At 61.8% G+C, this 20376-nt stretch carries 18 protein-coding genes; 6 read left to right on the forward strand and 12 right to left on the reverse strand.

Annotation, left to right across the window (positions count from 1 at the left end; translation table 11 throughout):
* Positions 1-16 precede the first annotated feature (16 nt).
* The 7 genes from ACJ8PI_RS06385 to yebS all read right to left on the reverse strand — a co-directional run bounded on the left by ACJ8PI_RS06385 (position 17) and on the right by yebS (position 8063).
* The gene (locus tag ACJ8PI_RS06385) at positions 17-781 is read right to left on the reverse strand and encodes a fimbrial biogenesis chaperone (RefSeq protein WP_033653896.1); all 765 of its coding nucleotides are present in this window, start codon (positions 779-781) and stop codon (positions 17-19) included.
* 24 nt (positions 782-805) lie between these two features.
* Entirely contained in the window at positions 806-1354 is a 549-nt protein-coding gene (locus tag ACJ8PI_RS06390; protein ID WP_086557004.1) for a Csu type fimbrial protein, read from the reverse strand.
* A gap of 5 nt (positions 1355-1359) precedes the next feature.
* Positions 1360-1863, reverse strand: coding sequence for a Csu type fimbrial protein (locus ACJ8PI_RS06395; RefSeq protein ID WP_072008406.1), 504 nt, complete (start codon positions 1861-1863; stop codon positions 1360-1362).
* A 2-nt stretch (positions 1864-1865) separates the two neighbouring features.
* Entirely contained in the window at positions 1866-2405 is a 540-nt protein-coding gene (locus ACJ8PI_RS06400) for a Csu type fimbrial protein (RefSeq protein WP_033638282.1), read from the reverse strand.
* A 273-nt stretch (positions 2406-2678) separates the two neighbouring features.
* Positions 2679-4115, reverse strand: coding sequence for a 16S rRNA (cytosine(1407)-C(5))-methyltransferase RsmF (rsmF, locus tag ACJ8PI_RS06405; protein WP_060438749.1), 1437 nt, complete (start codon positions 4113-4115; stop codon positions 2679-2681).
* 101 nt (positions 4116-4216) lie between these two features.
* Positions 4217-6847, reverse strand: coding sequence for a PqiB family protein (locus tag ACJ8PI_RS06410; protein WP_164134158.1), 2631 nt, complete (start codon positions 6845-6847; stop codon positions 4217-4219).
* Positions 6816-8063: a membrane integrity lipid transport subunit YebS gene (yebS, locus tag ACJ8PI_RS06415; protein ID WP_033638760.1), complete on the reverse strand. Its 1248-nt coding sequence runs from the start codon at positions 8061-8063 to the stop codon at positions 6816-6818. Before yebS ends, ACJ8PI_RS06410 begins: the two co-directional genes overlap by 32 nt.
* A 255-nt stretch (positions 8064-8318) precedes the next feature.
* On the opposite strand from yebS, the gene ACJ8PI_RS06420 reads away from it, so the two are divergent.
* The 5 genes from ACJ8PI_RS06420 (at position 8319) to ACJ8PI_RS06440 (ending at position 13824) form a co-directional block, all read left to right on the forward strand.
* Complete coding sequence (locus tag ACJ8PI_RS06420; protein ID WP_033638286.1) at positions 8319-8816, forward strand: GAF domain-containing protein; 498 nt, start codon at positions 8319-8321, stop codon at positions 8814-8816.
* 96 nt (positions 8817-8912) lie between these two features.
* Positions 8913-9623: an RNA chaperone ProQ gene (proQ, locus tag ACJ8PI_RS06425; protein WP_033638287.1), complete on the forward strand. Its 711-nt coding sequence runs from the start codon at positions 8913-8915 to the stop codon at positions 9621-9623.
* Between the two features lie 19 nt (positions 9624-9642).
* Complete coding sequence (gene prc, locus ACJ8PI_RS06430; protein ID WP_033638289.1) at positions 9643-11691, forward strand: carboxy terminal-processing peptidase; 2049 nt, start codon at positions 9643-9645, stop codon at positions 11689-11691.
* A gap of 309 nt (positions 11692-12000) precedes the next feature.
* Positions 12001-12879 (forward strand): protease HtpX, encoded by an 879-nt coding sequence (gene htpX, locus ACJ8PI_RS06435; RefSeq protein WP_033638291.1) that lies wholly within the window; start codon positions 12001-12003, stop codon positions 12877-12879.
* 237 nt (positions 12880-13116) lie between these two features.
* Positions 13117-13824: a hypothetical protein gene (locus ACJ8PI_RS06440; protein ID WP_033653900.1), complete on the forward strand. Its 708-nt coding sequence runs from the start codon at positions 13117-13119 to the stop codon at positions 13822-13824.
* 100 nt (positions 13825-13924) lie between these two features.
* Here ACJ8PI_RS06440 and ACJ8PI_RS06445 read toward each other — a convergent pair whose 3' ends face one another.
* The gene (locus ACJ8PI_RS06445; protein ID WP_164134159.1) at positions 13925-15319 is read right to left on the reverse strand and encodes an MFS transporter; all 1395 of its coding nucleotides are present in this window, start codon (positions 15317-15319) and stop codon (positions 13925-13927) included.
* 231 nt (positions 15320-15550) lie between these two features.
* On the opposite strand from ACJ8PI_RS06445, the gene kdgR reads away from it, so the two are divergent.
* A complete protein-coding gene (kdgR, locus tag ACJ8PI_RS06450) occupies positions 15551-16342 on the forward strand; it encodes a DNA-binding transcriptional regulator KdgR (RefSeq protein WP_164134160.1) in 792 nt (263 codons plus the stop codon).
* 46 nt (positions 16343-16388) lie between these two features.
* On the opposite strand, the gene ACJ8PI_RS06455 is transcribed toward kdgR, so the two are convergent.
* The 4 genes from ACJ8PI_RS06455 to ACJ8PI_RS06470 are packed head-to-tail and all read right to left on the reverse strand — an operon-like array spanning position 16389 to position 20203.
* Positions 16389-17192 (reverse strand): ABC transporter permease, encoded by an 804-nt coding sequence (locus ACJ8PI_RS06455; protein WP_033638295.1) that lies wholly within the window; start codon positions 17190-17192, stop codon positions 16389-16391.
* A gap of 2 nt (positions 17193-17194) precedes the next feature.
* Positions 17195-18058 (reverse strand): 2-aminoethylphosphonate ABC transporter permease subunit, encoded by an 864-nt coding sequence (gene phnU, locus ACJ8PI_RS06460; protein ID WP_164134161.1) that lies wholly within the window; start codon positions 18056-18058, stop codon positions 17195-17197.
* Position 18059: 1 nt separating this feature from the next.
* Positions 18060-19190: a 2-aminoethylphosphonate ABC transport system ATP-binding subunit PhnT gene (gene phnT, locus ACJ8PI_RS06465; RefSeq protein ID WP_399573838.1), complete on the reverse strand. Its 1131-nt coding sequence runs from the start codon at positions 19188-19190 to the stop codon at positions 18060-18062.
* Positions 19191-19192: 2 nt separating this feature from the next.
* Positions 19193-20203, reverse strand: a complete 1011-nt coding sequence (locus ACJ8PI_RS06470) for a 2-aminoethylphosphonate ABC transporter substrate-binding protein (RefSeq protein ID WP_041034835.1) — start codon at positions 20201-20203, stop codon at positions 19193-19195.
* Positions 20204-20376: the final 173 nt, after the last annotated feature.

Genomic DNA, 20376 nt, shown 5'->3' on the forward strand with positions numbered 1-20376 from the left:
CGGCTGCACCTGGGCCTCAATAAGACGGAATGGCTACGGGCTGTTTGTTGTCATTGACCGTGGCCATCAGTTTGCCGCTGCTGAAACCGCCGGCGGGCGGCAAGGCGAAGCGCATTTGCGAACCGGGCAGCACGTATCCCATCAGGCCGGGATTCAGGCTGCGGCCTTGCAGCGTCACTTTCGACATGCGGGCATGCACTGCGCCTTGATTTCGCACCTCCAGCCAGCGTTCGCTGCTTTGCTGCTGTAGACGATAGCTGAGCTGAGGTTGGCTGGCGGTCGCGTAATCGCGCGGTTTTTCGCTGTCCTGTTTGGTCCAAATGCCCTTGCCGCTGACGAACAGCGGCACCGAGTAGCGCATCTGGAATTTCAGCCCCATCTCCGCACCGCCGGGGGCGGCGCCCGACGATTGTTCTTTCACCGGCACTTCATCGACCAAAATGCGGTAGGCACGTTCCTGTCCCGCCGCCGGGGCCGACTGTTTGATCAGGCGTATCAGCTGGCGTTTGCCTGGCGCGATCGACGCCACCGGCGGGCTGGCGATCACGTCGCTTTGGTTGCTGTAATCGTCTTTGCCGGCGGTTTGCCGCCAACCCAACACGCGAATTTGCATATAGACCGGTTTGCTGTCGCGATTTTCCAGCCACAGCGCGGTGGCCTGTTGTTGATCTTCAATCACCGGATCGATCGGCCAAATGAGAATGGAGGCCGCGGCCAGGGCGTGCTGCTGGCTTGCCAGGAGCAGGGCTGCCGTTAACGGCAGGCGGAAGGGTATGCGCATAACTCATCCTTATTGCAAAAAAACTTAATAAGTGACCGTCAACAAGACCGTATCGCTGTAAACGCCACTGGTGGGCAGGGTACTGGTCGAAAACAGACGGGCGTAAACCTTGATTTCTTGCGTGCTGCCGGTGGCGGCGACGGTCTGCGCCGCGCCGCCGTTGGCGCCATCCCCCCAAAGGGTGGCGTAGTTGCTGTCTTGATAAAGTTGATACAGCAGCGTTTCCGACGTGGCGGCGTTTTGTAATTTTCTGCCGCCGGCGATGGATCCGGTCACATGATTGCCGACGCCGAGGGCCAGCGTAACGCTCAGCCCCGGGTTGCAGCGAAACAGCACCGAACCGGCGCCGCTGCTGGAGACGACGCTGACCGCGTTGCTCAGCGAGGACAGTTGGCCGAAGTTCAGGGTGCCGAAGGTGGTCACGTCGCTGACGCCGCTGCCCAATACGCAGCCTTTTACCACGGTTGCATTGACGGTGAACGGCTGGCTTTTGGTCAAGTCGTTGACGCCGGTATCGCTTTGGGCCGGGGAAAGCGGCAGGCAGAACAGCAAACCGCAAATGGAAGCGCGCATCGTCATTACCAATTGATCGTGACCTGTACCGTGTCGGTGTAGCTGCCTGTCGGGGGCGTGGACTGCGCCGGAATCATGCCATAGACCGGCAGCCAGTTGTCCGAACCGTTGGCGGTTTGTGACACGCCCGTCAGATTGTCCCAAATGGTGCTGTGGGCGGCGTTGGTGTACAGGTTGTAATTCACCCGTTGGCCGGCCGCGCTTTGCAGGTAGCGGGCCGCGGTATTGCCGCTTTGCCCGCCGCCAAGCAGAACGCTGTAGCTGGTGCCGTTGGTGCATTTCACCCGAATGGCGCCGGCGTTTTGCTGCCCGGCGACGCTGGTGGCGGTGCTGAGAAAATACAGCGTGCCGAAATTCAGCGTGCCGAAGCTGACGTTGCCGCCTGAGCTGCTGCCGGCTTCACAGGCGCTGAGCAAGGTCGCGCTGACGCCGAGGGTCGCCGTTTTACTGTCGGCCAGCGCCAACAGGCTGCACGCCCATAATCCGCCGCAGCAAAGCGCGAGCCGCACCGTTACCAGGTGACCGTCATCGTGACGGTGTCGTTATAGGTGTCCGCCGCCGGGGTAGAACCGGCCGCCGGCACGCGGCCATACACGATCAGCGGAACGGCGGCGCCGGTGCCGGTGCCGGTCAGCGCGTTGGCGCCGCTGCCCCAGGCGGTGGTGCGCGCGGCATCCTGGTAAAGGTTATAGCTGATGAATGCGCCTGCGGTGCTGGCCATGCGGCGTTGGGTGCCTGACGTGACGTGGAGCCCGTTGTCCAGCGCCACCGTGTAGTCTGTGCCGGTGGTGCAGGTCAATGACAGCGTACCGGCCCCCCCTGCGCCGGTGGCGCTGGCGTCGATGATGTTGGCCAGTGAAGAGTAAGTGCCGAAGCTGATGGAGCCGAAGTCGTTGACGGAACCGCTGCTGTTGCCGCCCCCCACGACGCAACCGGCGCCGATGGTCAGCGTCACGCCTAGCGTGCCTTGAATGGTGCCTGCTGCGTTAGCCGCGCCGTTGGCGCACAGCAGGGTTGCTACCGAGGTCAATGCCATCAGAGTTTTTTTCATCTTAATTCCTTGCCGTATGAGAGAAAGCCCGCAAAGACGCCACCCAGAGGTGGGTTGAACGTATTCATTTAGCTGCACTTTAATTAATAGAATAAGAATCGGGAATTGTCTTGATGAAAGCGAGAAACTTTTTATTCCCATCCCCCGGCTGACGGGGCTTACAGGTGAGGTATACCGATAAATTGAAATGATTAGAATAATAACGAACGGTGATGGGAATATTATTAGCGTTATTTTATCGCCGGGGCGTTTAATTCCCCGGCGCGGTATCGTTTACAGGTGGAAATCCAGCGCGCCGTCGCGCACCAGCTCGCGCGGCAGGTTGTTCTTGATACGGCTGCCGATGCGCTTGGCGATGCCCAGCGGCTGCCCTTGGTAGGTGACGATGCATTCATCGCCCGCCGGCGGCAGTTCCGGGTAGAGATCGCGGCCGTGATACCACTCCTGCGCCAGCGCGGCGTCCAGCTCGAAATGCGCTTTGCCGCCGGTGCCGGCCAGCGCGATCGCCGCCTCGTGCTGCCAGCGGAAACCTTTAGGGAAACGCTCCGCCAGTTTGAGGCCGATGCGCGAGAAGCGCACCTTGCCGAACAGCGGTTCCAGCTCGGCCGGGAACAGCCAGATCTCTTTGTCGCGCTCCCACAGCCGGCCGTCATCGCCCCAGGTTAAGCCGGATGCGGCGGCGGCTTGGGCGACCTGCGCCGCTTCTTTGCCGGACAGCGGGCTGAACGGGAATTTACCGACTTTGTAGGTCGGCTTCGGCAACGGCGCCACGGCGCGCCGTTTGCGCAGGCGGGCGACGAAAAAGCCTTCGCTGTCGTAAATCTGCGGGAAGACGTGCAGGAAACCTTCGGCGGTCAGCGCCTTGTCGGCGCCGGGGAACAGCCCGCCCAGCGATTCGACGCTGACCGCGTCGCTGTAGGTGTCCAGCAGCCAGCGCACCACCTGCTGGTTTTCCTGCGCATTGAGCGTGCAGGTGGAGTAAACCATCACGCCGCCCGGCGCCAGCGCATGAAACGCGCTGTCGATCAGCTCGCGCTGGGTGGCGGCGATCTCGGCCACGCTCTGTGGCGACCAGTTGCTCATGGCGTCCGGATCCTTGCGCACCACGCCTTCGCCGGAGCAGGGGGCGTCGAGCAGAATGGCGTCGAAGCTCTCCGGCAGCGCGGCGCCGAACACCCGGCCGTCGAAGTGGGTCAGCGCGGTGTTCTTCACGCCGCAGCGGCTGATATTGGCGTGCAGCACTTTCACCCGGCTGGCGGAGTATTCGTTGGCGACGATGCCGCCCTGATTGCCCATCAGCGCGGCGATCTGGGTGGTTTTGGATCCCGGCGCCGCCGCCACGTCCAGCACCCGAGTCGGCGCCGCGCCGCCCTCAAACAGCGCGCTGACCGGCAGCATCGAACTGGCTTCCTGAATGTAGAACAGGCCGCTCAGGTGTTCGGCGGCGCTGCCCAGGCGCAGCTCTTCATCGTCGCGCTCGATCCAGAACCCTTCCGCGCACCAGGGAATGGGCTCCAGTCGCCAGTCGTAATCCTGCACCAGCGCCAGGAAGTCGGCGACGCTGATTTTCAGCGTATTGACGCGCAGGCTGCGGCGCAGCGGGCGCTGGCAGGCGGCAATAAAATCGTCCATCGCCAGCTCGGCGGGCATGATGGCGCGGGTGGCATCAAGGAAAGCGGGGGGCAGAAAAACGGCGGTGGATTTGGCCACGGGCGAACTCTCAGGGTGCAATAAAGATAAGGGCGAGAGTTTATCACAAAGCGGAAAAAAACAGGGCCTGGCGATGCCGGGCCCTGAGGAAAATGCGAAATTTAATCGCGCGGAATGGCGGTGCCCCAGGTTTTCCAGTCCTTAGGCTCTTCCGGATTCAGCAGGAAGTGTTTGTTCGGCGTGGCTTTCGGCGCCAGCGGAATGGTCGGCGGCGTGGCGAAGGCGATACCGCCGCGGATGAACTGCTGGAAGGTGCCGCTCTTGATCACGCCGCCGGTCAGGCCGAACTGCAGGTTGTAACCCGAAGCCAGCCAGAACACGCTGTTGTTGCGCACCAGATGCTGATATTTCTTGCTGATGCGCAGCGCGACGTGCACCCGATCGGACATGGCGCCAAGGTAGAAGCCGGTGATGGTACCGACCTCTACGCCGCGGAACAGCACCGGCGTGCCGATCTGCAGCGAGCCGGTTTCGGCGGCGTCGAGCACTACGCTCAGGCCGTCGAGATAGCGCGAGTCGGTGATGCTGGCCTGCTGCAGCTCGAAGGTGCGCAGCTCGCGGCCGCGCCCCGGCTCCACGTTGATATAAGGCTGGAGCAGGGTATCGAGATTGCTGACGCCGGCGGCGGAGATCTCCGGCGAAACGATCGAGAAGCGGCTGCCCAGGCGCGCGAAAGTGTGCACATATTCCGGATACAGCACCGCTTTGGCCAACACTTCGTTGCGCTCCGGCGCCAGCTGCAGCGACTCCACCTGGCCGACGTCGATACCGAGGTAGCGCAGCGGCATGCCCGCCGACAGCTTGCTGGCGTCATAGGTTCGCAGCATGATTTGGCTGCCCACCGCGCGGGCGGCGGTTTCGCTGGCGTACAGCACGCGGTTGGCGCCCTTGTTGAGCGTCACGCCCTGCAGGTTGTCGAAGCTGATGGCGCCTTTCAGCGCGCGGTTAAGCGGCGAAGCCTGCACCGTCAGCCCGCTGCCGTTGAGCTGCACCTTGGCGCCGCCTTCGGCCCAAAAGATGCTTTCGCGGGTCAGCAGCTTGCGGTATTCCGGGCTGATGTACACGTCAACCTCAAACTCGTTGGCCTTCGGCCGAACGTTGACGATCTCGCCCACCTGGAATTTGCGGTACAGCACCACCGAACCGGCCTGCACGTCCGGCAGGCTGGTGGCGCTGAGGGTCAGGGTGGTGGAAGGGGCGTTGCCGACGATGCCTTCCTCGGCTTTTTCGCTGTTGGCGTACAGCGGGTATTGGCCGCCCGGTTCCCCCTTGCTGCCGGGAATAATGCGCACGCCGCCGTCCACCCATTCCTGGGCGCTGGCGCCGAGCACTTCCATGCCGTCGATGCCCAGCTTGACGTCGAGCCGGCTGTTGACCACGAATTTGCTGTCTTTGTGCAGCAGGCCGCGATACTGCGCGTCGATGGCGGCGGTGAACACCACGCCGCCGGCGGTCAGGGTGCGGCTCAGGATCTGGCCGACTTTCACGCCGTGCACCACCAGCGGTTGCCCGACGTCGATGCCGTAGCTTCGCGGCGCGTTCAGCGTGACGGTCAGCACGCCAGGCTGCTGCAACAGCGTTTCGCTGCTGTCCAGCACGTTGAAGCGCTGCTGCGGCTCACCTTCGCCCGGCACCAGCTCCAGCGTGGTGCCGGTCAGCAGTTGGCTGAGCTTGGCGTCGTTGAGGCTGATGCGCGGGCTGCGCATCACGATGCGGGTGCCGCTGCGCATCAGATCGACCACCGAAGGATCGATGGTCAGTTCACCGACCACTTTGCTGTCCTGTTGCAACGTCAGCTTGGTCAGGGTGCCGACCTGCAGCCCCTGGTACATCAGCGGCGTGCGGTTTTCACTCAGGCTGTTGCCGTTCGGCAGATCCAGCAGGATATTGACGCCGCGCTGGCTGTGGGCCAGATCCGGATACAGGGTATAGCTCTGATCGCCCTTGGCCTGCTGGCCATCGGCCGGCGAATCGAAGGCGATGGCGCCGTTGACCAGCGCCGCCAGGCTCTCCATCTGTACCGTCGCGCCGGACAGGCTGAAATCGCCCTTGAAACCGGAGACATTCCAGAAGCGGCTGTTGCTCTTCACCAGGTTGGCGAAACGGCGGTCGATCAGCACGTCGATGGTCACGCCCTTGTTGCCTTCGCTGATGGTGTAGTCATACACCTTGCCGACCGGGATTTTACGGTAGTAGACCAGCGAGCCGCTGTTGAGCGAGCCGAGATCGTCGGCGTGCAGGTGGATCATCAGCTCGCCGGTGTTCAGGCGGTATTTCGGCTGGGTATCGAGCGCGGTGAAGTGAGTTTGCTCCTTGCCGCTGCCGGGCATCATGCCGATATAGTTGCCGCCGACCAGCGCATCGAGCCCGGAGACCCCGGCCAGCGAGGCTTTGGGCGTCACCAGCCAGAACTGAGTGCCTTCGCGCAGCGAGTCTTCCAGATCGCTTTTGATGCTGGCCTCCACCACGATGCTGCGCAAATCTTTGCTCAGGCTGATTTTCTGCACCGTGCCGACCTCTACGCCCTGATAGCGTACCGGCGTGCGGCCGGCGACGATGCCCGCCGCCGATTGGAAATCGATGGTGACGGTGGTGCCGCGCTCCTGGAAATTGTTATAGACCAGCCACCCGGCGATCAGCAGGGCGATGAACGGCAGTAACCAGAACGGTGAAATGCGGCGCTTGTTCTTGACCCGCGCTTCAGTCGGTGTAGTCGGCGTTTCCTGTTGCATGTGCATCCCAAATCAATCGGCTATCCAGCCACTCAACGGCAAGAATAGTCAAAATGACCGCCGAGCCAAAGTAAAACGCGGCCGGTCCCATAGTAAAAGATAACAGCTGGTCGCGGTTTACCAGCGACATCATCAAGGCGATAACGAACAGATCGAGCATCGACCAGCGGCCGATCCAGGCGACCAGACGCAGCAGACGAATGCGCGTCTTCAGGCTGTGCGAGGTTTTGAAGTGAATGCTGAACAACAGCGTGATCAGCACGATCACTTTGGTAAAGGGCACCAGCACGCTGGCGATGAACACAATGGCGGCGATCGGCACGTTGCCGGAGGTGGCCAGCGAGACCACGCCGGAGAATATGGTGTCTTCGAGGCGCACGCCGTTGGCGTAAATGATGGAAATCGGCAGCAGGTTGGCCGGTATCAACAGGATCATCGCCGCGATCAGCGCCGCCCAGGTTTTCTGCAGGCTGTAAGGCTGGCGGTGGCACATCGGCACGTGGCAGCGCGGGCAGCGGCCGCGCGCGTCGGGGTAGCCGGTATAGTGGCAGGACAGGCAAATGTGCAGCGCCGCCGGCGGGCCTTTCGGCTGTTCCTGCGGATAGTAACGCTCCCACAGCTGCTCCAGGTTGGCGTGGATCAGCGTCAGGATGCTGAGCAGGGTGAGCGACAGGTAGGCGATCAGCGCGCTGCCCGCCTGGATGTCGGCGTAATCCTGCACCTTGATCGCCGCCACCGCCATGCCGATCAGATAGATGTCCAGCATCACCCACTCTTTGAGCCGCTCCAGCATCAGCAGCACCGGCCGCAGGTTCATGCCGAGCGCGTGGCCGAAGCGCAGGTACAGCAACGACAGCGCCAGCGTCAGCGGGGCGCCGATGGTGCAGAACGCCACCATGCTGGCGGTAAGCGGGTCGCCCTGACGGCTCATCTGCCAGATGCCTTCCAGCAAACTGGCGTCGATGCGCGTGCCGAGCAGGCGGATGCTGATCAGCGGTTCGGTGAAGGCGAACGGCATCAGCAGCAGCATGGCGATCGCCATGGCGGTCAGGCGCGTCATCGACCAGTCGCGGCCGTTCACTACCTTGGCGTTGCAGCGCGGGCAATAGGCGGCCTGGTTGCCGCTGAGCGGCGGCAGCACGAACAGCAGATCGCACTCGCAGCAGCGCTGGTGGCGCGCTTTGGAAAGGGGGGCGGTGATCGCGTGTATTTTCATCTTTGACAAGTCGCTGCCCTTGAGCCCGCCGGAACTGTCAGCGTAGCTGAAAAATAAACCGGCCGCGTCACTGGCGATCGGGCGCCGGACGGTAAAACGAGGTAAACCGGGATTCTGAGCGGCAAACATACCCCGAGCGACAGGGTTTTGTGAAGCAACAGATGATTAACCTTGTGGCTATACGCATTTAATGCTTATTTTATAGGGCCTAAGCTTTGGGCTTCTGGCCATCTTCACTGTTTCAATGGTTATCACATGACAAAAGAACAATTCTACGCGGAATTAAAACGTGACCTGAGCGCGTTGCTCGGCGGGGAAACCAACTTTATCGCGGCGTTGTCCAACGCCAGCGCGTTGCTCAACGAGCGTCTGGATGACGTGAACTGGGTCGGTTTCTATCTGATGGATGGCGGCCAGCTGGTGCTGGGGCCGTTCCAGGGCAAGATCGCCTGCGTGCGTATTCCGGTGGGCAAGGGCGTGTGCGGCACGGCGGTGGCGGAAAATCGCGTGCAGCGCGTCGGCGACGTGCATGCGTTCCCGGGCCATATCGCCTGCGATGCGGCCAGCAACGCGGAAATCGTGCTGCCGCTGGCGGTTGGCGGCCGAGCGATCGGCGTTTTGGATATCGACAGCACGGTTTATCAACGCTTCGACGAACAGGACGAAGCGGGCTTGAAAGCCGTGGTGGCGGGGCTTTGTGAGCAACTGGAACAGTGCGACAGTGCGAAATATGTGACTGTGGCGGCAAGTTGATCGACGGTTAACGTGGCAATTACCGATGGCGTCATTATAATGACGCCTGTTCATGCCTGTGGCTTGTTGGCAATACCGTTGTAATCAGGAAATTTCATGGAAAATCAACCTAAGTTGAACTCTAGTAAAGAAGTCATTGCTTTTCTTGCCGAGCGTTTTCCGCTCTGCTTTAGCGCCGAAGGCGAAGCTCGTCCGCTGAAAATCGGTATTTTTCAGGATTTGGTAGAGCGCGTGCAGGGGGAAGAGAATCTCAGCAAAACGCAATTGCGTTCTGCCCTGCGCCTGTACACCTCAAGCTGGCGTTACCTGTACGGCGTCAAAGTCGGCGCGCAGCGCGTCGATCTGGACGGCAATCCGTGCGGTGAACTGGAGCAGCAGCATGTCGATCATGCTCGCCAGCAGCTTGAAGAAGCCAAAGCGCGCGTTCAGGCACAGCGTGCCGAACAAAACGCCAAAAAACGTGAAGCCGCCGGTGAATCCGCCGATGCCGCGCCACGCCGTCCGCGCCCAGCCGGTAAAAAGCCCGCTGCACGTCGCGAAGGCGGAGCCGCGCCGGAGAACCGCAAGCCGCGCCCACAAACTCGCCCACAGCCAGCTCGTCAACCTCGTGCAGCAAAAGAGGAAAACCAGCCGCGTTATGCGCCAGTCACGGATATCTCTAAACTGCAAATTGGCCAGGAAATCAAAGTCAGAGCAGGCAAGAGCGCGATGGATGCTACCGTACTCGAAATCGCTAAAGATGGCGTACGTGTGCAGCTCTCTTCCGGTCTGGCGATGATTGTGCGCGCAGAACACTTGCAGTTCTGATACGGAGGCCAACCCAGGCATGAACAAATTCGTCAGATTAACAGCGATTGCAGGGCTGCTGTGGGCGGGTGTCAGTTACGGCGCGGAAACAGCCAACATCCGCATCGGCCAACTGCCTCAACTGCAACAGGAACCTCAGCACGCTACGGTGAGTGAGCGCGTCACCTCGCGCTTCACTCGCTCTCATTACCGCCAGTTTGCCCTCGACGCGGAATTTTCAGGCAAGATCTTCGATCGCTACCTGAACATGCTGGACTACAGCCATAACGTGTTGCTGGCCTCCGACGTGGCGCAGTTCGCCGGCAAACGCAATCAGGTTGGCGAAGAGCTGAAAACCGGCAAGCTGGACACCTTCTACGCGCTGTTCAATCTGGCGCAGAAACGCCGCTTTGAGCGTTACACCTATGCGTTGTCGTTGCTGGACAAGCCGATGAACTTTACCGGCAACGGCACTATCGATCTCGACCGCAGCAAAGCGCCGTGGCCGAAAGACAAGGCAGAGCTGGATAGCCTGTGGGATGCGAAAGTCACCTATGACGAGCTGAACCTCAAGCTGACCGGCAAGACCGACAAAGAAATCCGCGACACGCTGACCAAGCGCTATCAGTTCGCCATCAAGCGCCTGACGCAAAGCAACAGCGAAGACGTCTTCCAGCTGGCGATGAATGCCTTTGCGCATGAAATCGACCCGCACACCAACTATCTGTCTCCGCGCAACACCGAGCAGTTCAACACCGAAATGAGCCTGTCGCTGGAAGGCATCGGCGCGGTGCTGCAGATGGATGACGACTACACCCTGATCAACTCGATGGTGCCGGGCGGCCCGGCGGCGAAGAGCAAGGCGATCACCGTGGGCGATCGCATCGTCGGCGTCGGCCAGGCCGGCAAACCGATGGTGGACGTGATCGGCTGGCGCCTGGACGACGTGGTGTCGTTGATCAAAGGGCCGAAAGGCAGCAAGGTGCGCCTGGAGATCCTGCCGGCCGGCAAGGGCACCAAAACCCGCGTGGTCACCCTGACCCGCGAGCGCATCCGCCTGGAAGACCGCGCGGTGAAAATGACCATCAAGACCGTCGGCAAAGAGAAGGTGGCGGTGTTCGACATCCCCGGCTTCTACGTCGGTCTGACCGATGACGTGAAAGTGCAGCTGCAGAAGATGGCCAAGCAGAACGTCAAGAGCGTGATCATCGATCTGCGCACCAACGGCGGCGGCGCGCTGACCGAAGCGGTGTCGCTGTCCGGCCTGTTCATTCCGAGCGGCCCGGTGGTGCAGGTGCGCGACAACAACGGCAAAGTGCGTGAAGACGCCGACACCGACGGCGTGACCTACTACAAAGGCCCGCTGGTGGTGCTGGTCGATCGCTTCAGCGCCTCCGCCTCCGAGATCTTCGCGGCGGCGATGCAGGATTACGGCCGCGCGCTGATCGTCGGCGAGCCGACCTTCGGTAAAGGCACCGTGCAGCAGTACCGTTCGCTGAACCGCATCTACGATCAGATGCTGCGCCCTGAGTGGCCGGCGCTGGGGTCGGTGCAGTACACCATTCAGAAGTTCTACCGCGTCAACGGCGGCAGCACCCAGCGCAAAGGGGTGACCCCGGACATTCTGATGCCGACCGGCGTCGATCCGGCGGAAACCGGCGAAGCGTTTGAAGACAACGCCATGCCGTGGGACAGCATCAATGCGGCGACCTACAGCAAGACCGGCGATATGGCGCCGTTCGAGCCGGAGCTGCTGAAAGATCACCAGCAGCGCATCGCGCAGAATCCGGAGTTCCAGTACATCGCGCAGGATATCGCGCATTACAAGGCGCTGAAGGATAAACGCAACATCGTGTCCCTCAATCTGGCGGTGCGCGAGAAAGAGAACCACGACGACGATGCGACCCGTTTGAAACGCATCAACGAGCGCCTGGAACGTGCGGGCAAGAAGCCGCTGAAATCGCTCGACGATTTGCCGAAGGATTACCAGGAACCGGATCCGTACCTGGATGAAACCGTGCATATCGCGCTGGAGCTGGCTCATCTGGAAAAAGATCGGCCCGCTCAGCAGCCAACGCCGGCCAAATAAGGCCGCGTCCGGCAGGATGAAAAACGCACCCTCGGGTGCGTTTTTTTATGGTGACGCGAAGGCCTGCTTCCCTGCAGGGGGAATGGGGGCGGGCTTATGCGTCGCCTGACAAATTTATGGCAAAAAACCCTCCGCCTTGCGCAACAATCGTTTACAATTTGCCAAATCCCGGTCGCGCGCCGTTTTTGTAAAGTTTCGTATTTTTAGTAGGTTAATGACGCGCGACTCTTGAAACTGTGACGAATGCCCATACGATCTAGGGTATCTTCGACAGCGTTTTGTTAACATTTATGAGGAAGTAAACATTTTATGATGCGTATAGCTCTGTTCCTGCTCACCAACCTGGCGGTGATGTTGGTTTTCGGGCTGGTGCTCAGCCTGACAGGAATCCAATCCAGTAGCGTTCAGGGCCTGATGATCATGGCCGGTCTGTTCGGCTTCGGCGGCGCTTTCGTGTCGTTGCTGATGTCCAAGTGGATGGCGCTGCGCTCCGTCGGCGGGGAAGTGATTGAACAACCGCGTAACGAAACCGAAAACTGGCTGCTGGAAACGGTGCGCCGTCAGTCGCAGCAGGCGGGCATCGCCATGCCGCAGGTTGCTATCTACCACGCGCCGGACATCAACGCCTTCGCCACCGGCGCGCGCCGCGACGCCTCGCTGGTCGCCGTCAGCACCGGCCTGCTGCAGAGCATGAGCCGCGACGAAGCGGAAGCGGTCATCGCGCACGAAATCAGCCACGTCGCCAACGGCGATATGGTGACCATGACCCTGATTCAGGGCATCGTGAACACCTTCGTCATCTTCATTTCGCGCCTGATCGCGCAGGTTGCCGCCGGCTTCCTGGGCAACCGCGACGGTGAAGGGGAAGGCAACGGCAACCCGATGATTTATTTCGCGGTGTCGATGGTGCTGGAACTGGTGTTCGGCATCCTGGCAAGCATCATCACCATGTGGTTCTCGCGTCACCGCGAGTTCTACGCCGACGCCGGCTCCGCCAAGCTGGTGGGCCGCGAGAAGATGATCGCCGCCTTGCAGCGCCTGAAAACCAGCTACGAGCCGCAGGAAGCGGGCAGCATGATGGCGTTCTGCATCAACGGCAAATCCAAGTCGTTCAGCGAGCTGTTCATGTCGCACCCGCCGCTCGACAAGCGCATCGAAGCGCTGCGTTCCGGCCAGTACCTGAAGTAATCGGCTGAATGAAAGGAAAAACCCCGGCTCGCCGGGGTTTTTTTATGGCATGACGAAATCGCTTTTTCAGGTGGAGGATGCTGATTCAAGCGTCAGATTTCGCGATTTGAATACGGCCTTTCCGCCTCTCGCGGTACGCTAGCCGCTGCAGGCTACCTTGCCTGACGCCTTCGCTTGCTTGGTTTGGGAAGCTCATGCTATATGCTTTGGCACCATAACGTCTGTCCCTGAGGCCCTATGAAAATCAACGCTCTTCCCTTGCTCGGCTGTGATGAGGCGCTGGCGCGCCTTACCATATTGGCGGGCGGCGTCGCCGATGCGTCTGCGGAGTTGTTAAACCGGAATGGTTACGATTCTGAACAGCCAGCTATACGCTGGCATTCAGGCGACCTGCACCTCCCATCGTTTTTCCCAGACGAGAACGACAGGCACGATTACGATTATCTGGTCGTAGAAGGAGATTTGATCGTAGAGGGGTGCATGGCGGTGTCACCCCAGCGGGAGGATGGCGGCATCATTGTGCTGGGGCGGCTGCAGTCGGATACGCTGATTTGTTTGGGCGAGCTGCTCGTGCGTGACGATGCCCGCATACGCCATGCCTATTGCAGCTCTGGAAACGACGGCGCGTTTGTGGTGGGGGGAAATCTGGCCGTGCTCACCCTGGTAGAAACGGGGGAATTTATCCATGTATATGGCGATCTCGACGCGCGATGTCTCGCCTCATTGCAGAACTTCGTTCAGGTTGACGGAGAGACGCGCTGCGGCTGTCGAATCGACAGCGCGCAGTCCGCTGAACCGATCACGCGCATGTTCGCTTCAGACCTGCTGAAGGCCTTTGAGGGGGAGGATAACGACGGCCAACACATTGTTGGCTGGTATCCGGATGACGATGCCTATTTAGCGTGTTTGCAACAAGGCCGCAGCCCTTTGAGGAGCGGCGACTGACGCCAAGCGTATCACACCTGGCGCGGCGTGATTCAGGCCGGCCGTATTGCTGGAACCGCCGGCTTTAGAATCGATGGGGTTTCGGCTGTTTCTATGGCCGCTATTTCACCTCGCGGCTTGGCTGCGCCGTTTGCGCCGTCGATTGGGTGATGCGCAGGCTGCTGACCGCCGCCGCCAGAGTGGCGAACACGCCGGCCAGGACCAGCGATGCGTGGGTGCCGGAGGTGGGGAACAGGTTGAACATCAGCGCCACCAGCGCGGCCCCCGAGGTTTGCCCCAGCAGGCGAGCGGTGCCCAGCATGCCGCTGGCGCCGCCGCTGCGGTTACGCGGCGCGGCGGAGATGATGGTGTGATTGTTGGGCGACTGGAACAGGCCGAAACCGGCGCCGCACAGCACCATGCGCCAGATGATGTCCCCATTCGACGGGGCCGCGGGCAGCAGCGCCAGCGAGAACAGACCGAGCGCGAATACCGCCAGCCCAATGCAGCCCAGCAGGCCGGCGTGCACGCGCTCCACCAGCCGGCCGGCGATCGGCGCCATGACGACGATCGCCAGCGGCCAAGGTGTCAGCAGCAGCCCGGTCGCCACCTCGTCGCGGCCCAACGCGCTTTGCAGGAAGAACGGCAGCGATACCATCGCCAGCATCTGCGCGGCGAACGAGCAGATTGAGGTGCCCATCGACAGGGCGAAAATCGGGATGCGCAGCAGGTCGACCGGCAGCAGCGGAAATTCCTGGCGCAGCTGGCGGCGCACGAACACCGCGCCAATCGCCAGCAGCGCGGCGATCTCGCTGAAGATCAGCGTCAGGCTCTGGCCCTGGGCGAAGCCGCTGATGGCGGTGATCAGCAGGCCAAAAGTCAACGCGTTCAGCACGGCGCTGGTGGGATCGAAACGGCGGTTATCGCTTTTTTGGCCGTTGCCCGGCAGGAACTTCATGCCCAGCAGCAGCGCGACGAGGCCGATCGGCAGGTTGATGGCGAACAGCCACTGCCAGGAAGCGACCGACAGGATCGCCGCCGCCACCGTTGGCCCGGCCGCCGAGGAGCAGGCGACGATCAGCGAGTTGATGCCCATGCCGCGGCCGAGAAAACGCTGCGGATAGATGATGCGGATCAGCGCGGTGTTGACGCTCATGATGGCGGCGGCGCCAAAGCCTTGCAGCACGCGGGCGATGGTCAGCGTGAGCAGCGAGTCGGACAGGGCGCAGAACAGCGAGGTGATGCTGAACACCAGCAGCCCGGCCTGATAGATGCGGCGATAACCGATCAGATCGCCGAGCGACGCCAGCGACAGCAGAGAGACGGTGATCGCCAGCTGATAGGCGTTAACCACCCAAATGGAGCTGGCCGGGCTGGCGTTGAGATCGCGCGCGATGGTGGGCAGCGCCACGTTGGCTATCGCGCCGTCGAGCACGGATACGGTAATGCCGAGGGCGATGGCGAGGATCGCCCCATAGCGTTGCGGGACGGGGAGGCCGTCGGAACAAGGACGCATGTTGGTCTCAGCAGTATTTATTCAGGGGAGTATTATCATGCTAATCATATTCGCCCGTGATTGCATGCCCCTTGTCCGATGAATTGTAAACGGCGGTGAGCGGGCCGGCGGTAATCCATTTGGCTTCAATCGCTTAGCGTTCAACTGCGTTGCGCGTCGCGATCTGTTCCGATTATACTGAAACCCTTGTTTAAATTTCCTGAAACAGAACCGTTAAGTAGGGTATTTGCCATGGCTAACGCAGATTCAGACAAGCAACCGGATGCCGTCTCATCCGTAATGAAAGTGTTCGGTATTTTGCAGGCGCTCGGCGATGAGCGCGAGATTGGCATTACCGAACTGTCCCAGCGGGTGATGATGTCCAAAAGCACCGTCTACCGTTTTCTGCAGACCATGAAAGCGCTGGGCTACGTTTCGCAGGAAGGCGAGACAGAAAAATATGCGCTGACGCTCAAGCTGTTCGAACTGGGCGCCAAATCGTTGCAGAACGTCGATCTGATCCGCAGCGCCGACGTGCAGATGCGCGAACTGTCGAACCGCACCCGCGAAACCATCCACCTTGGCGCCCTGGACGAGGACGGTATCGTCTATATCCACAAGATCGACGCGATGTACAACCTGCGCATGTATTCGCGCATCGGTCGCCGCAACCCGTTGCACAGCACCGCCATCGGTAAAGTGCTGCTGGCCTGGCGCGATCGGGATGAGGTGGCGCAGATCCTGTCGCAGATTGAATTTACCCGCAGCACCGAGCATACCCTGACCAGCGCCGCCGAACTGCTGCCGGTGCTGGAGCGGGTGCGTGAGCAGGGATACGGCGAAGATGCCGAAGAGCAGGAAGTGGGGATCCGTTGTATCGCGGTGCCGGTATTCGATCGGTTTGGGGTAGCGATCGCCGGGTTGAGTATCTCTTTCCCGACGCTGCGCTTTTCCGATGCGGCGCGGGAGGAGTATGTGGCGCTGTTGCACGTCGCCGCCCGGCGCATCAGTGAACAGCAGGGCTATCACGACTATCCGTTCTGACCCTTCGCTTCCATGAACAAGGCGCTGCCATGGCAGCGCCTTGCGGCTATTTCACGCCCGGCGTCAGCCGCTGCGAAATCCGTTCCAGCACTAACATCAGCAACAGCGTGGCCGCCACCAGGATCATGGTCAGCGTCGCGCCGTTGGCGATGCTGCCGCGATCGGTCAGGCTGAAGATAGTGACCGGCAGCGTCGCCCAGCTCGGCGGGTAGATCATCATGGTCGCGCCCAGCTCTCCCATCGACAGCGACAGGCTGAGGGCGAAGGCGGAGATCATATAGGGGGCGATCATCGGCAGGGTGACGTGGCGCAGGCGGAACAGCGGCGAAGCGCCCAGGCTGGCGGCGACGTTCTCGTAGTCGCCAGGCAGCCGGGCCAGCCCGGCCATCACGTTGCCGAAGGTGAAGGCGGAAATCAGCACGAAGTGCGCGACGGGCACGATCAGGAAGGTGCCGTTCATCTGCAGCGGCCCCTGGCTGAACGCCACCAGCATCCCGAGACCGATCGACACCGAAGGCACCGCGCTGGGAATGAAGAACAGCGTGCTCAGCAGGCGCTGGCCGCGCCCCTGATGGTGGCGCAGCGCCAACGCCGCCCAGGTGCCGCACAGCAGCGCGAACAGGCTGGCGCTGAAACCGATAGCCAGGCTGGCGACCAGCGCGTCCCAGGAGGCGCCGCCAAAGGCCTGGCGGAAGTGGCTGAGGGTGAAACCGCTCGGCAGCACGCCGTTCCACTGTTCGCTCAGGCTGGACATCAGGATCACCGCCAGCGGCAGGCAGAAGAACAGCGCGAACAGCGTGACCGCCAGCGTGCAGGTCAGGGTGCGGCCGGTGCGAGACCAAATCAACATCGTCAGTTCCTCAGCCCGGCGCGCGCCGCGGCGTAGCGGTAAAGGGAGAACAGCCCGAGTGACAGCGCGATATTCACGACGGCGATCGCGCAGGCGACGGCGTAATCCGACTCCAGAATCGCTTTGGAGTAGACCATCATCGGCAGCGTGGTGACGCCCTTGGCGCCAATAAACAGCACGATGCCGAACTCATTGGTGGTCAACAGCAGGCACAGGCTGCCGCCGGCCAGCAAGGCCGGCAGCGCGGCGGGTAAAATTACCTGGCGCACCACGCGCCCCGGCCGGGCGCCGAGGATGCTGGCGGCTTCGAGCTGGCTGCGATCGATCTGCGACAGCGCCGCCATCAGCGGACGCATCACCAGCGGCGTAAACACGGTGATTTCCGCCAGGATCACGCCCCAGATGGAGTAAAGAAAGTCTACCGGCGGCAGGGTGAAACCGAAGGTCGCCATCAGCGTACCGTTCAGCAGGCCGGCGGAGCCGTAGATAAAGGTGAAGGCCAAGGTGATCAGGAAGGTCGGCATGGCGATAAAGGTATCGATCACCCAGGCGATCAGCCGGCTGCCGGGGAACGGCGTGAACACCAGCAGCAGCGACAGCAGGGTGCCGACCACCAGGCAGCCCAGCGTCGCCAGCAGCGCAATCTGCAGCGTATTGAGCAGGGCGCTGACAAAGCGTCGGGATTCGAACACCTGCTGCAGCGCGGCGGCGCTGAACAGCCCCTGATCGTCGGTAAACGCCTGTTTGACGATCAGCGCCAGCGGATAGAAAAACAGCGTCGCCAGCACCAGCAGCGGCAGCAGGATCCATAAACGGCGCGGTGAACGCGGCCGCCGGGCCGGGCGAATAAGCGTAGAGTCGGTCATGTCAGTCCTCGATCAGTACCGCGTCGTCAGGGGCGAAATAGAGCGGCACGCGCTCGCCGATCTGCGGCATCCGGCTCTGATGGGTGGTGACCACGCGCAGCGGGTGGCCTTGTGCGTCGAACTGCAGGTGCGTCAACTCCCCCTGCCAGTGAATATCGCGCAGCGTGCCGACGATACAGTTGCTGCGCTGGGCATCGGCATCGAGCGCAATATGCTGCGGCCGAATGCACAGCAGTTTGTCGAAGCCGCGTTGTGCGCCGTAGGTGAAACAGCCGATCACTTTTCCGGCGCAGCTGACGGTGGTCATGCCTTGGCCGGCGGTGGTTTCCAGCGCGGTGGCCGGCAGCAGGTTGGCGCGGCCGAGGAACTCGGCGGCGAAGCGGTTTGTGGGATGACGGTACAGCGCGCGGGTCTCGCCGTGGGCGATCAGGTGTCCGTCGCGCATGATGCCAATCTTGTCCGCCAGCGTCAGCGCTTCGCCCTGATCGTGGGTGACGTACAGGATGGTCAGCTCCGGCAGCTCGCGGTGCAGGCGGGCGATCTCTTCCACCATGCTGTGGCGAATCTGCGCGTCCAGCGCCGACAGCGGTTCATCCAGCAGCAAGACTTTGGGGCGCACCGCGATGGCGCGGGCGATCGCCACGCGCTGCTGTTGGCCGCCGGAGAGCTGGCTGGGATAACGCCTGGCGTAGGCGGACATGCCGACGATGGCCAGCGCCTCCTCGACGCGCTCGGCGGTGAGGCCGCGCGGCTTGTCCTGGGCGCGCAGGCCGAACGCCACATTGTCCTCGACGCGCATATGCGGAAACAGCGCGTAGTTCTGTACCACCATGCCCAGACCGCGCTCATAGGGCGGCACGTCGGTGATATCGACGTCACCGATGGTAATACGCCCGGCGGAAGGCTGCACGAAACCGGCGATCGCCCGCAGCACGGTGGTTTTGCCCGAGCCGGAGGGGCCAATCAGCGCCAGCACTTCGCCGGGGGCGATGGTGAGCGTCAGGGGTTTCAGCACTTCGGTGCCGCGATACGACACGCTGACGCGGTCGAGTTGGATGCCCGACGGCCCGGCGATGTCGAGGCTGTTATCCCGCGCCTCGGCGCGGGAAGAGAGGGTAGAAGGCATTGTCAGCGTCATTCGGTCACCTTGTGCCAGCGTGAGATATCGGCGGACAGGCTGCTTACCACCTGATTCCAGTCCGGCGCCCAGATGTCCACGCCTTCCAGCGCCGCCTGCGACCGCTTGAAGTTATCGTCGGTCGGGATGACGTCCTTACGCACCGGCATGCCGTAGGACATGGCGCTAACGCTGCTCTGCGCTTCTTTGCTCAGCAGGAAGTCGATCAGCTTTTTGCCGTTGGCGCTTTGCGGCGCGCCTTGCACCAGGCCGACATAGTAAGGCAGCGCCAGCGTGCTGCGCTTGCCGTCCGGCCCGGCCGGCCAGAACACCTGCACGTTCGGGTTGCTGCGCATCTGCGCCAGGTTCATCTGCAGATCGCCGTTGGCCACCAACAGCTCGCCTTTATTGACCAGCGCGGTCAGCTTGCCGGTGGAAGCGGAAGGGCCGACGTTGTTGCTTTGCAGCTTGCCGAGGTAGTCGAAACCGGCGTCTTTGCTACCGAAGCTGTGAAACGCCTGCAGCAATACTGCGGTGCCGTCACCGGCCTGGCCCGGCGTGGAGTACTGCAGCTTGTTGCGGAACTGCGCGTCCAGCAGCTGTTGATAGCTGGCGGGCGCCTGCGGCAACAGTTTGGCGTTATAGATGAAGCTCAGGTAGTTGTTTACCAGCGGCACGAACTGCGGCTGAGCGTCGGCGATCTGCGCCGCATCCTGCGGGGTGAAATCCTGCAGCAGTTTTTCCGCGGCGGCGCGCTGGATGAACGGCGGCGGCGTCACAAGCACGTCGGCCTGCGGGTTGCTGCGCTCTTTCGACAGCCGCTCTACGATGGCGCCGGAACCGCCTTCGACGTATTGCACCTTGATGCCGGTTGCCTGAGTGAAGGCGTCGAACTGGGTTTGATACCAGCTGTGATCGCCAGCGTGCAGACCATCGGCGGAGTAGACGGTCACCACCGCGTCGGCGGCCCAGGCCGGCGCGGAGCCGAGTGCGATGGCGGTCATCACGACCAGACGAGAAAGTTTCATAGCTTCAGCCTCACTGTTGCGGATTTATGCGTAACTGGTATACACCAGATATGCGGCCACGCTAATCGGCGAATATGACAAACAAATGAAAGCGGCAAAATATATTTGCCGGCAGCGGGGAATTGGGCGTGGGGGAGAAAGGCGGGGCGGCGGGCGCAGCCCCTGTCATGCGG

It is taken from the genome of Serratia sp. CY82433 (assembly GCF_052166535.1).
GTDB lineage: Bacteria > Pseudomonadota > Gammaproteobacteria > Enterobacterales > Enterobacteriaceae > Serratia > Serratia sarumanii.